Source organism: Bacillus paramycoides (genome assembly GCF_038971285.1).
GTDB lineage: Bacteria > Bacillota > Bacilli > Bacillales > Bacillaceae_G > Bacillus_A.
In genome coordinates this window covers 2,815,080-2,827,715 of record NZ_CP152427.1, presented here as the reverse complement: position 1 = coordinate 2,827,715, position 12,636 = coordinate 2,815,080, and the positions used below count along the sequence as shown (strand labels likewise).

At 35.1% G+C, this 12,636-nt stretch carries 11 protein-coding genes and 1 other annotated feature; of the genes, 8 read left to right on the top strand and 3 right to left on the bottom strand.

The window, feature by feature from the left end; all coding sequences use genetic code 11:
• Positions 1-134: 134 nt before the first annotated feature.
• Entirely contained in the window at positions 135-884 is a 750-nt protein-coding gene (locus AAG068_RS14655) for an IclR family transcriptional regulator (RefSeq protein ID WP_342714801.1), read from the top strand.
• Positions 885-959: 75 nt separating this feature from the next.
• Complete coding sequence (locus tag AAG068_RS14650; protein WP_342714800.1) at positions 960-2,600, top strand: M20 family metallopeptidase; 1,641 nt, start codon at positions 960-962, stop codon at positions 2,598-2,600.
• A gap of 191 nt (positions 2,601-2,791) precedes the next feature.
• Here AAG068_RS14650 and proC read toward each other — a convergent pair whose 3' ends face one another.
• A complete protein-coding gene (proC, locus tag AAG068_RS14645; RefSeq protein ID WP_342714799.1) occupies positions 2,792-3,610 on the bottom strand; it encodes a pyrroline-5-carboxylate reductase in 819 nt (272 codons plus the stop codon).
• Between the two features lie 339 nt (positions 3,611-3,949).
• Positions 3,950-4,160: a binding site (T-box leader), on the top strand.
• A 135-nt stretch (positions 4,161-4,295) separates the two neighbouring features.
• Here proC and proB point away from each other — a divergent pair.
• Together proB and AAG068_RS14635 are read left to right on the top strand one after the other, a co-directional pair.
• The gene (proB, locus tag AAG068_RS14640) at positions 4,296-5,399 is read left to right on the top strand and encodes a glutamate 5-kinase (RefSeq protein WP_342714798.1); all 1,104 of its coding nucleotides are present in this window, start codon (positions 4,296-4,298) and stop codon (positions 5,397-5,399) included.
• Positions 5,400-5,430: 31 nt separating this feature from the next.
• Complete coding sequence (locus AAG068_RS14635; RefSeq protein ID WP_342714797.1) at positions 5,431-6,678, top strand: glutamate-5-semialdehyde dehydrogenase; 1,248 nt, start codon at positions 5,431-5,433, stop codon at positions 6,676-6,678.
• A 50-nt stretch (positions 6,679-6,728) separates the two neighbouring features.
• On the opposite strand, the gene AAG068_RS14630 is transcribed toward AAG068_RS14635, so the two are convergent.
• On the bottom strand, positions 6,729-7,922 hold the full coding sequence (locus AAG068_RS14630; RefSeq protein ID WP_342714796.1) for a nucleoside transporter C-terminal domain-containing protein: 1,194 nt from the start codon (positions 7,920-7,922) through the stop codon (positions 6,729-6,731).
• A gap of 164 nt (positions 7,923-8,086) precedes the next feature.
• Between AAG068_RS14630 and AAG068_RS14625 the strand changes: the two genes are divergently transcribed.
• The 4 genes from AAG068_RS14625 to AAG068_RS14610 all read left to right on the top strand — a co-directional run bounded on the left by AAG068_RS14625 (position 8,087) and on the right by AAG068_RS14610 (position 11,655).
• Positions 8,087-9,130: an ArsR/SmtB family transcription factor gene (locus AAG068_RS14625; protein ID WP_342714795.1), complete on the top strand. Its 1,044-nt coding sequence runs from the start codon at positions 8,087-8,089 to the stop codon at positions 9,128-9,130.
• Between the two features lie 51 nt (positions 9,131-9,181).
• The gene (locus tag AAG068_RS14620; RefSeq protein WP_342714794.1) at positions 9,182-10,402 is read left to right on the top strand and encodes an MFS transporter; all 1,221 of its coding nucleotides are present in this window, start codon (positions 9,182-9,184) and stop codon (positions 10,400-10,402) included.
• 87 nt (positions 10,403-10,489) lie between these two features.
• Positions 10,490-10,816, top strand: coding sequence for a heme-degrading monooxygenase HmoA (hmoA, locus tag AAG068_RS14615; protein ID WP_342714793.1), 327 nt, complete (start codon positions 10,490-10,492; stop codon positions 10,814-10,816).
• Positions 10,817-10,962: 146 nt separating this feature from the next.
• Entirely contained in the window at positions 10,963-11,655 is a 693-nt protein-coding gene (locus AAG068_RS14610; RefSeq protein WP_342714792.1) for a nucleotidyltransferase domain-containing protein, read from the top strand.
• A gap of 145 nt (positions 11,656-11,800) precedes the next feature.
• On the opposite strand, the gene AAG068_RS14605 is transcribed toward AAG068_RS14610, so the two are convergent.
• Entirely contained in the window at positions 11,801-12,403 is a 603-nt protein-coding gene (locus tag AAG068_RS14605; RefSeq protein WP_342714791.1) for a hypothetical protein, read from the bottom strand.
• Positions 12,404-12,636 lie beyond the last annotated feature (233 nt).

Sequence of the window (12,636 nt, the reverse complement as noted above, 5' to 3'; positions counted from 1 at the left end):
CTTTCAAATTATTATCGCGGTATGTTTTTTATTTTTAGAAAATTAAATAAACTAATTGATTTCATTTTGAATATTTGTTAAATTGATAGGTAATTGAGCGTACTAACATATTACAAGTCAAGTTGAGGTGAGTTATGGTACAGTCCATTGATCGAGCGATAAGTATTATAAAGTTATTAAATTCTACTAATGAAAAAGAGTATTGGGCTATTTCTGATATAGCGGACAGAACACATCTCCCAGTTAGTACAGTACATAGATTACTTAATTCTCTAATCGAGCATGGGTTAGTTACGCAAATTTCAGAAACGAAACAATACAAAATTGGGCCCATGTGGATGGAAATAGGATTACGTCAATTGGAGAAAGTAGACTACAGATCTGTGGCAAGAGAAGTGATGAAGCGATTAGCCTCTGAAGTAGAAGAAAGTGTGTATTTGAACATTCCAAATGGAACACATTCTATTATCATTGAAAGAATTGATAGCCCTTTAAAAATTCGAGTAATCGATAACTTAGGGGAGCAAATTCCACTTTCAATTGGTGCTGCAAATAAAACAATGCTTGCCAATATGAAAACGAATGAAATGGAACATATTGTAGAACATTTACTTTCTTCTTTACCAGAACAAAAGCTCAATCTCTTAGAGCAAATAAAGCATATAAGAAATGAAGGATATGCGGTAAGTTATGGTGAAAAAACAGAAGGTACAGCCTCAGTAGCTGCACCAATTATCGGATTTAATCATAAAGTAGTAGGAGCATTAAGTGTTGGGTTAATTAGTCATCGTATTAATGAAGATCGACTATCTTTTCTTATTAGTAAGGTAAAACAAGCAGCTCATGAAATATCAATAAAAATCGGCAGTACATCAGAACTATAATTTTGATAACTGTCGTCATTTTTTATTCATATAATGGAATTTATTTTCATAATGCGGAAAAATAGGGGGATTTATATGTCAAAGTGGCAATCAAAAGAACAATTGATTCAATTATTAAGCAGTCTTGTTGAAATTCCTAGTATTACAGGTACAGAAGCCGAAGTAATATTGCCAGACTTTGTTGTGGAACAATTATCAGGTTTACAGTACTTCAAAGAAAACCCGCATCATTTGCAAAAAAATCCGACAGAAGACGGACGATATTTTGTTACAGCCCTCGTAAAGAAAAGCGATAGTACAAAAAATACAGTAATTCTAGTTAGTCACTTTGATGTTGTAGATGTACAAGATTACGGAGTATGGAAAGAGGATGCATTCAACCCTAAAAAGTTAACGTCTATGTTTTATTCTCATAAAGATAAACTACCAGGCCATGTACGTGAAGATATAGAACAAGGAGATTGGCTATTTGGTAGAGGAACAATGGATATGAAATGTGGCCTCACGTTACAAATGGCAATGATTGAGCAGGCCTGTGACGGAAGATTTGATGGGAATGTTCTTTTATTAGCCGTTCCAGATGAAGAAGTAAATTCGGTGGGAATGAGGGCTGCTGTTCCAAGATTACTTGAGTTAGCAAAAGAACATGATTTAAATTATAAAACAGTGCTAAATTCAGAGCCTATGTTTGCAAGACATCCTGGTGACCAAAATAAGTATATTTACACTGGTTCTATTGGTAAAGTGTTACCTGGTTTTCTTTGCTATGGTAAAGAAACACATGTAGGTGAACCTTTTGCGGGCCTAAATGGGAGTTATATGGCCTCATTAATAACAGCAGAATTAGAGTTGAATACAGACCTCTGTGATATTGTAGAAGGGGAAGCGAGTCCTCCGCCAACTAACTTACTTCAACGGGACTTAAAGGAGGATTATTCTGTTCAAATTCCGCATCGTGCCGTCACATTATTTAATTTGTTTTTATTAGAAAAATCAATGACAGATGTCGTTTCATTGTTACGTCAAAAAGTAACGAAAGTAGCAGAGGAAATAGAAGAGAAATATGAAAAGCAAGCATATCGTTTTTCTAAATATAATCCGTTTATAGCGCCTAATATGAAAGTGAATGTATTAACGTACGAAGAGCTTATTGCTTATGCAATTGAACAACATGGGCAAGAGAAAATAGATGATATTCAATCCAGTATAATAAAAAATAGAAAAGAGAAAGATGATCGTGCGGTAACAATTGATTTAGTAGATAAACTAGCTATTTTATGTAAAGAAAAGGCGCCGATGATTGTACTTTTCTTTGCTCCACCATATTATCCAGCTGTAAGTTCACGCAACAATCCGTTAATTAAAGAAGTAGTTACAGAAATGGAAAAGTATGCACATTACAATCATAACATTACATTTGAAAACCAAAACTATTTTGGAGGAATTTCAGATTTGAGCTATGTGGGCTTACAGAATCCTCTAGACTCAATGAGTTCACTGGTAGATAATATGCCGTTATGGGATAAAGGTTACTCGATTCCCCTACAGGAACTAGAAGAGTTTGACGTTCCTGTATTAAATATGGGGCCGGTAGGGAAAGATGCACATCAATGGACAGAACGTTTAGATGTAAATTACGCATTTGAAACGTTATTAGATATGTTGCCGAAATGCATTGAAAAATTATTAGTTTCTAATAAAATTACACAAGCGTAGTAGGGAATAAAGAAGAGTTAAAACTAGAATTCCAAAAGAAGATATAAATAAAATTATCTCAGTATAACCAAAAGAACGGACAAACTCAAGTGTTTATGAGTTTGTCCGTTTATTATTTTGTGAAAGTGGGAGAGTATGTAATGCACCATTCTTCAATTAAATTCATAGCTAACGTGATCTCTTTTATCGTTTTATTTTTTTGTTTGACTAGACAGTTCAATAGACTTTTGTGTACAGCGCTGCATAGCTGAAATGATGGCTGTGCGTAAACCTTTTTCCTCTAATGTTGCTACAGCCTCTATCGTTGTTCCGCCAGGAGAACAAACCATATCTTTCAATTCACCTGGATGTATTCCTGTTTCTAGTACCATTTTTGCAGAGCCTAACACAGCTTGAGCAGCAAATTTATATGCTTGATTTCTAGGCATACCATCTAATACAGCTGCATCTGCCATCGCCTCTATCATCATATATACGTATGCTGGTGAAGAACCACTTACAGATGTTACAACGTTCATTAATTTTTCACTTACGACCTCTGCTTGACCAAAGCTATTGAAAATGTTAAACACATCTTCTAAATCTTTTTCTGTCACCATTTCATTAGGGCATAATGCAGACATTCCTTCTCCAACAAGAGCAGGTGTATTAGGCATTACACGTACAACTTTTAATTTTTTATCAAAAGCTTCTTCAGTACTTTTAATGCTTTTCCCGGCAGCAATTGTTATGACGATAACATCGTTTTTGATGACCTCTTTTATTTCGTTAATGATCGCTGCGTATAGGTCTGGTTTAATTGATAAAATTAAAATATCAGCATTTTTAGCTACCTCATTGTTGTCGGTAGTTGTAGTTATTCCATATTTTTCATTTGCTTGTTTTAAATTCGTAGTGTTTAAATCTGAACAAATAATATGATTTGCAGACACTACCTTTTTGTTTAGCATCCCGCCAATGATAGCCATTCCCATATTTCCGCATCCGATGAATCCAATTTGTTTATCCATAATAATTCAATTTTGCTCCTTTTTAATAAAGTATATCATTCTGAAATTGTTATTTTAAAATAATAACAACATCTCCATGCAATATAAAGAAACATTCTAAGAGAATATATTCTTTTTTGCAACAGTAAAAGATAAAAATGAATTATATTCGACATTCTGTAAATATATACACTATAATTTAAGAGCTTATATTTATGTACATGATTTAACCTTATATCGATTTGTATTTTCATTCAGTAGGGTGTTAATTTCATACAAGTAACTTTCCGCTCTATTTATTTTTTAAAATACCTCTTGACACCAAATCAAACTATATCGCATAATATAAAAAAATTAAACCGTAAATCGTTGAAGGGAAATAGTACATATGTCTTCTTGCGAAAGAGAGTGGAATTCACCGGCTGAAAGATTCCTCGTATAGAATATATCGAACCTATCCCTGAGTCTTAAATGAAAGTTTAGGCGTTCGCCTGCGTTATAGGCACCAAGTGGATATCTATGTATATCAATTAAGGTGGTACCGCGGAACAATGACCGTTTCGTCCTTTTTATTTTATTAAGGGCGAAGCGGTCATTTTTATTTTGCTCATAAATAGGCTAGTTGCAGCACTGATAAGAATGGAAATCGCTGCAAGCTGTATGAATAAAATTGTAATGTATAAAAAACTTTGTGGAGGATACAAAAGTGAAAAAACAACGAATTGTTGTAAAGATTGGGAGCAGTTCCTTGGCAGATAGTCACGGAGGCATTTCTAAAGAACAACTTTCAGATCACGTTGCCGCATTGGCTCGATTGAAAGAGGAAGGGCATGAAGTGTTGTTAATTACATCTGGGGCCGTCGCTGCAGGTTTTTCAGCACTAGGGTATCCTAGTAGACCTGTGACAATTAAAGGAAAACAGGCTGCTGCGGCTGTCGGACAAAGCTTGTTAATGCAGGCGTACACGGAGGAATTCCGTAAATATGGTATTGTAACTGCGCAATTATTGCTGACGAGAAGTGACTTTTCTAGAAAAGAACAATATAGTAACGCTTACGCTACTTTAGGAGAGTTATTAAACCGTTCTGCTCTTCCAATCATTAATGAAAATGATTCCATCTCTTTAGAGGAGCTAACGTTCGGTGATAATGATATGCTGTCAGCTTTAGTAAGCGGACTTGTTTCAGCGGATATGCTTATGATTTTTACAGATGTGAACGGTCTATATGACAAAAATCCTCAGAAAAATGCGGATGCGAAAAAATATTATTTCCTTCCTGAAGTTACGGAAGAAATCGCTTCTCTTGCAGGAGATGCTGGTTCAAAACTTGGAACTGGCGGTATGAAATCAAAAATTGATGCTGCGAAGACAGCACTTTCTCTTGGCGTGAGTGTATTTATTGGAACAGGATGTGGGCAAGAGAAGTTTGTAGATGTTTTGAAGGGCAAAGGTGATGGTACGTATGTCGGAAATGCCCCTCAAAAAGAAATGAAGATGAACAAGCAATGGATCGCGTTGCATTCGCTTGTAAGCGGACAAATTGTAGTAGACGCCGGAGCAGCTACAGCTATTATTCAGCATGGTAAGAGTCTTCTTCCTGCTGGCGTTACAAATGTGTCAGGATCTTTCAAAGTTGGCGATGTCGTAGAAGTAATGACGCAACAAGGGCGCGTAATCGGAAAAGGACAATGCACCTATAGCGCAGAGGAGTTAAGAGAAATAAAAGGTATGCAAAGCCAACATATTCAAGCAAGAGGCGAAAGACATAATTATGAAGTCATTCATAGAGATTATTGGGTTTCACTTTAAGAATAGTGATGTTAAAAAGGAGGAAACAAAAATGAATGAAGTGTTGGCAAAGGGGAAAAGAGCGAAAGAAGTTGCAATGGATCTTGTGCTTAAATCTACAGGTCAAAAAAACGAAGCACTTGCTGCAATTGCTGAAAGGCTAATAGTAGAAACAGCTTATATTTTAGAGGAAAACAAACGTGATATCGAAGAAGGTAAGGCAAAAGGATTTTCTGATTCACTCCTTGATCGACTTATGCTAACTGAACAACGCATTGTTGATATGACAGAGGGGATTAAGCAGTTAATCGAATTACGTGATCCTGTTGGAGAATGTGTAAGTGAATGGCAACGGCCAAATGGACTATCTATTCAGGAGATGCGTGTACCACTTGGTGTTGTTGGGATGATTTATGAGGCAAGGCCGAATGTAACGGTAGATGCTGCTACAATTTGTTTGAAAACAGGAAACGCAGTTATATTACGTGGTAGTTCTTCTGCTATCCATTCTAACAAAGCTATTGTTGACGTTATTCACCGAGCGCTTAAACAAACAAGCTTGCCAGAAGAAAGTGTACAGCTTATAGAAGATACAACGCGAGATAGTGCAAAGCAGTTGTTTACATTGAATGAGTACTTAGACGTTCTTATTCCAAGAGGTGGAAAACAATTAATTGATACTGTAGTGAGAGAAGCGTCTGTTCCAGTACTTGAAACAGGTGCAGGAAATTGTCATATTTTCATTGATGAAACAGCGGATAAGCAAATGGCAATTGATATTATTATAAATGCAAAAACGCAGCGTCCATCTGTATGTAATGCCATTGAAACGATTGTACTTCATGGGAAGTGGGCGCAGCAATTTGGTAGCGAGCTGTTTTCAACTTTGAAGGAAAAAGGTGTGGAGCTACGCGGTGATCAGAGAGCATTGGCAATTGATTCTTCAATTGTAATTGCTTCAGAAGAAGACTGGGGTACAGAATTTTTATCACTCACGTTGGCAGTGAAAGTAGTTTCTTCTATAGAAGAAGCGATTCACCACATAAATACGTATGGTTCTATGCATTCCGAAGCGATTATTTCAGAAAACGAGGAAAACGTCAGCAAATTCTTCACAGCTGTAGATGCGGCTGCACTGTACCACAATGCATCCACTCGTTTTACTGATGGATCTGAATTCGGATTCGGCGCAGAAATTGGCATCAGTACACAAAAGCTACACGTAAGGGGGCCAATGGGACTACCTGCATTAACTTCTACAAAATATGTGATTCGTGGAAATGGTCAGATTCGAAAATAAAAATAAAAGACACTCAATTCGATTGGGTGTCTTTTATTTTAAAAAATTATTTACCATACAAAAAGCCCAACAAGCATAGCGCTTAATAAGGAAACAGCCATTCCGCTCACAAGAAGCTTCCAAACATTTTTCCCGATGACTGATGATTTTTCGCCGCCAAATAATGAATTGTAAGTTCCATAAATCATACCTACTGTACTAAAGTTAGCAAATGAAGCTAGAAATGTTGTTGCAACTGCAACCGTATGAGGTTGTAACGACTTTAAATTCGATTTTAAATCCATCATTGCAACAAATTCATTCGTTGTTATTTTAATCCCCATTAATTCAGCTACATACATAGCATCGCTCCCCGATAAACCGAGTAAAAAAGCAAAGGGGCTAAAGATTATGGAGAAGATTTTTTGAATTGTTAAACCTGTTACGAAAAAGCTTAAAATCCCGTTTAAACATGCAGTTAATGCTACATAACCAATTACCATAGCTAAAATAACGATAACCATATTCATACCGACTAACATACTGTTTGAAATAGTAGAAAAGAAATCCTTTTTTTCATGTTTTGAAGGTGTATATACGACATCATCTTCTTTCGTAACTTCCACAGGATTTAATACATTGGCTAAAATTAATGCATTAATACAGTTTAAAGGGATTGCGCTGAAAATATATGTAGCTGGAACCATTGATAAATATGCGCCAAGAATGGATCCGCTGACACTACTCATACTCATAATTCCAAAAGTTAATAAGCGATTTTCTTTTAAAACAGATAATTGATCACGAACAACCGCAAGTGCTTCGGTGTTTCCTAAAAACATCATTTGAATCGAAAAGAAACTTTCTAACTTTGGTAAACGAGAAATCTTTGAAATAACTGCACCTACTTTATCAATAATCCAAGTTAAGATTCCAAAGTAAGAAAGAATATCAAAGAAGGTGATAACGAAAATGATTGGAAGTAATGCGCTAAAGAAGAAATCAATTGTTTGGTTTTCCATAGCAGAAGGAAACGCAAACCGAATCCCTTCATTCGCACATGAAAGTAGCCAACTGAAAAATGACGCAATTTTATTAATGATAATACTGCCGAGCTTCGTGCCTAACATAAACCACGTAATTAAGAGCTCCAATATGATTAGAATTAAGATTGGTCTCCATTTTATTTGTTTTTTATTAGGCGAACAGAGGAAAACGATTAATATGACAACGAAAATCCCTAACATATTTAATATGAAATACATGTCAACAACTCCTTGAAAGTTATTATTTGTATATAAAAAAGCTCCTATTCTTCTTAATTTAGAATGAATGTATTTCAACTCATATTTTATGAATTCTAAAAATATAGAAGGATAAATTCGATAGAAATAGAATTAAATATATAGCAAACAAGGAGGGGATAAAAATGGAGGTTTATCACATAACGAGTAGAAAGAGGGAAACTTATCATGTTCAAGTGAAGTATTCAATACTTTTCGAATGCGCACTTGGCATTGCGGCAATTACTCATAAAAGGTTAATCGATACTCTTGAAAAGAGTCAAAATGAATGGGAAGAAATTAAGGAATCATTAACAGAAGAAATGAGAGAACACTTACAGTTTGTAGAAGAACATAATACGTGGAAAGCATTACTTCAGTTGTTGTATAAGGAAGAGTTTCAGGATTTATCACAGTTTCATGCTAAAATCGATTCGATTTCAGAAGAAGATTTGAAATATATATGCTTACCGTTTTTAGGCGAGAAATATGAAAAGAAAAGACATTTAGCAGCAAGTGGGGACGTAACTACAATATATGAACTAATGGAACTGACGCAGGATCATCAGTTTTTCTCCGCGTATATTCGTTTTATATGTAATATCGATGTGCAAAAACTAAAGGATCATTTAGTAGCCGTTATGACAGGTTGGTATGAGAGTGTTATTCAGAAAGAGGAAGAGAAAATACTTTCTATATTACAAAGAGACTATGAAGCGAAAAATGAGATGAATAAAAAGATGAAACCGGAAGAGTTCGTCGAGTGGGCGACTGGCGGTGTGAACTATATGCCAGAACCAAGTGTTCATAATGTACTTCTTATCCCGCAAATGACGTACAGACCGTGGAATATTGAGGCGGATATTGAAGATACGAAAGTATTTCATTACCCAGTCGCAAATGAAAGCATCCACCCTGAAGATCTATATGAACCGAATTATTTTTTAGTTCAAAAACATAAAGCACTTGGGGATGAAGCAAGGTTACGCATTGTAAAAATGTTGTTTGAAAAAGAAAGAACATTGCAGGAAATTACAGAAAGACTGCAACTCGGTAAATCGACTGTACACCATCATTTGAAATTGTTACGTGCAGCGAAGTTAGTAGATATACATGACGGGAAATATGTATTAAGAAAGAAAGCAGTACAGTCGTTAGCGAAAGAATTAGATATGTTTTTGAATAGATAATTAACAACGAGAATGTACATAGAGGGAGGAATATAAAAGAAAAGTTGGTGTATGAAATTGAAAAATGTATTGAAAAATCGTTCGTTCTTTTTCATGTGGATAGGTAGCGCGATTTCAGAATTGGGCGGGGCTTTCGGAACGTTATGTAATTCGATTCTTGTTTATGAATTAACAGGCTCAAAAACAGCTTTAAGTAGTATGTGGCTATTATATTTCATCCCATCACTCATACTGCAACTAATAAGTGGCCCATTTATAGATAAATGGAGCCGGAAGTGGATTATGATTTTTTCACAATGGGTGCGAGCTTCCGTTTTCTTATTGCCGTTCGTCATGATACTTACAAGTAATATAGAAGTTTGGCATGTGTATGTCGTACAAATTATAATCGGACTTATTACGCCGCTGTATACACCTGCAAGTCAAGCCATTACACCGAGCATTGTAAGTAAAGAACAACTTCAAGACGCAAATGCGTATATTGATGGGATGGCTCGTCTTATGATGTTTCTTGGGCCCGTATTAGGCGGAGTAGTCATTCATTTGATTAGAACAGAACTTACATTATCTTTCGTATGTATTTGTCTTTTTGTCAGTGGTGCATTATTACTTAATATAAAAGAAAAGGGAACAAAACAACCTATTCGGAAAACGTGGCTAGAACAGTTTCTTCACGGTTTTGCATATTTTTTCACAAAACCAGTTATCGTTTGGCTCGGTGTCTTTCTTACTTTCGTGCAATTTGGGGTCGGGGTAACGCTGGTTACAAATCTTCCTTATATAAAAGATGAGCTGTCAGCAGGTTATGCGGAGTTTGGTTATTTTATGGCTGGTTTCCCGTTTGGCTATGTAATTGGATCTATACTAGTCGGAAAAGTAGCATATAAAAGCCGGCGTATACTTATGCTTGGTGGATTGTTTATAGGAGGACTCACATACATTTTTCTAGGGTTCAATCATAGTATAGTAATTGCAGTGTTTATTGAAGTAGTTGCCGGCATTTGTATTTCATTTTTCAATGTTCATAACACAACAATTTGCCAACAAACAGTACCGAACAATATGATAGGACAAGTATTTTCAGTGCGTTTATTTTTCATACGATCCGCTATGCCGTTAGGTGTGTTATTAGGAGGCATACTAAGTGAAATGTGGGGAGTGAGAGCATTATACTTTATCATCGGTGCGATTATATGTGTTACTTCTTTAATAGGACTAATACTTCCGTATTTCAAGTTTTTAGATGAGGCTATAGAAGAGAAATCAGCATAATGCAAACTTTATAATTGAAAATAATTATCATAATCAACTATAATAGAAGAATAGTAGTATTCGTATTATAAAGAGGGAGTGGGATATATGTTTATCGAAACGAAAACATTTACAGTAAAAGAAGGTACATCAAATATAGTTGTAGAACGTTTCACTGGCGAAGGTGTTATTGAAAAATTTGAAGGCTTTATCGATTTAAGTGTTCTTGTGAAAAAAGTAAGACGCGGCGACGAAGAAGTTGTTGTTATGATTCGCTGGGAATCTGAAGAAGCATGGAAAAACTGGGAAACGAGTGAAGAACATTTAGCAGGACATAGAGCGAGTCGTGGTAAGCCAAAACCAGATCATATCATTAACGTGGATCATGCAGTTTACTATGTGAAATCATCAAAAGCGGCTTATCAACAGTCGTAATATATATGTAAAAGTAGAGGATATTTGTTTAGTAATAAACGAGTATCCTCTTTTTTGATTTATGGTAAAATATGGATGTGGTATATGTTTTATTGTGTCATTATAAATGGAGGTAAATGAAGTGAAAAAATGTTTGGAGGTTACAAATGTTAGAAGCACAAACATCTATTAAACATGAACAACATAAAAAATTAGTGCAAACAATAGTGGCTGAATACTTCTCTTTAGATAAGGTAAATGGATGTATGCTTATCGGATCTGTCGCAAGAGGTGATGCATATCCTGATTCGGATTTAGACATATATATTCTTTTAGAAGACGGACAAAAGAAAAAATTTCATTTTGAAACGAGAGAAGATATTTTAGTTGAATATAAGTATGCAGATGTTAATCAAATACGAGTAAACTTTCAAAACAATCCGATGGAACTATACTCATTTTTAGAAGGGAAAATTTTATTTGATAAAAGCGGCGAGTTGAAAAGGTTAAAGGAAATAGCTACATATGAATTTGAAACCTATCGTGTTTCTAGTGACAAAGTGAAAGATATTTCTCATTGGTTACATAGTTCGCTCATTAAAATTCAGTCAGCATTGAAAGCAAATGATGAGTTAAAGGCTTCATACATCGTTCATACGTCAATTTGGACATTGTTAGAAGGGATATGGGTTATTAATAACAAACCTACACCGCCAGCGGGATCTGTTTTAAGGTATATTCAAGCGTTGCCTAATAAACCAATCCATTTGGAGGTATTACTTCATAAACTATTTTTAGGGGATACGAAAGAACGTATTGAATCGGCAATCGTGTTAATGGAGTGGGTGTTACATAAATGATAGTGTCTAATTTTGTTGGTAAATCGATATCTTGTGTTGAATAGTCGATATATTGAAAAAATCGTTCATATAAATTTCATATACTATATAACTAGCAACTAAAAGAGCGTAATCTAGTCTAATTTCTAGCTAGATTACGCTTTTTTTAATCCAGTTGAATTTCAAACTCAAGCACAGTTTGATCTTTCCTAAACGGCATATTGAGTTCTTTAAATCGTAAGCTTATTCCAGACAAATTATCAGGAAGGGCAGGAGATATAACGAAATGATGACTAAAATGTCCATCAGTGCCGCCACCACCTTCTGACCAGCAGTCATATGTATCATCTATTGATAATTGGAAGAAACTATGAGGCTTATTTTCATTAAAAACTTTATCAGTGGAATCCCAATCACTATATAAATACACTACACTAGTATTTGCATACTGCCGAATAAAAGTTACCGTATACATGATACCATTATGTTCATGCGTTTTAAAAACAGGTATATGTTTTTTGAATGTAGTTGGTTCGACGCGAGGTTTAAATTCACCTTCGTCCATCATAGAAGAAAATAATGAATTTAGATAGTCTGGATAAAATCCGTATTGCTTTGCCCATTTATAAATCGCTTCATCATGTGGAAAGCCTGAGTCACCACCTGAAAGTTCTTTACGTTCTTTTAATAGGGCACAAATTTTTTCATCGATAGTATATAATCTTTCATCGTAATAATCAGTAGGACGTTCAAAAGCCATTCGTTTCATAATCATTCCTCCTTTTCTTTATTTTAACAAAAAAGAAAGGGCAATACATTTTTAAATATTAAGTGTAAATCAAATGTTATAGACTTAAAATGAAGTTTGAAAACAAGTTCTATTTTGCAAAGGAGTCGCTTATGCATAAAATAACATTAATGTATGCTGTTGCAAGAAAATTTAGAGAATCAAGCAGGTTTCCATAGAAATTATTATAAGTAGTACAGTGATATAAATAGGAG

What these genes read in the sequence shown, in the direction of transcription:
- AAG068_RS14655 (WP_342714801.1), top strand. Translation starts at nt 135, where the DNA reads ATGGTACAGTCCATTGATCGAGCGATAAGTATTATAAAGTTATTAAAT.
- AAG068_RS14650 (WP_342714800.1), top strand. Translation starts at nt 960, where the DNA reads ATGTCAAAGTGGCAATCAAAAGAACAATTGATTCAATTATTAAGCAGT.
- proC (WP_342714799.1), bottom strand. Translation starts at nt 3,610, where the DNA reads ATGGATAAACAAATTGGATTCATCGGATGCGGAAATATGGGAATGGCT.
- AAG068_RS14635 (WP_342714797.1), top strand. Translation starts at nt 5,431, where the DNA reads ATGAATGAAGTGTTGGCAAAGGGGAAAAGAGCGAAAGAAGTTGCAATG.
- AAG068_RS14630 (WP_342714796.1), bottom strand. Translation starts at nt 7,922, where the DNA reads ATGTATTTCATATTAAATATGTTAGGGATTTTCGTTGTCATATTAATC.
- AAG068_RS14625 (WP_342714795.1), top strand. Translation starts at nt 8,087, where the DNA reads ATGGAGGTTTATCACATAACGAGTAGAAAGAGGGAAACTTATCATGTT.
- AAG068_RS14620 (WP_342714794.1), top strand. Translation starts at nt 9,182, where the DNA reads ATGAAATTGAAAAATGTATTGAAAAATCGTTCGTTCTTTTTCATGTGG.
- hmoA (WP_342714793.1), top strand. Translation starts at nt 10,490, where the DNA reads ATGTTTATCGAAACGAAAACATTTACAGTAAAAGAAGGTACATCAAAT.
- AAG068_RS14610 (WP_342714792.1), top strand. Translation starts at nt 10,963, where the DNA reads ATGTTAGAAGCACAAACATCTATTAAACATGAACAACATAAAAAATTA.
- AAG068_RS14605 (WP_342714791.1), bottom strand. Translation starts at nt 12,403, where the DNA reads ATGAAACGAATGGCTTTTGAACGTCCTACTGATTATTACGATGAAAGA.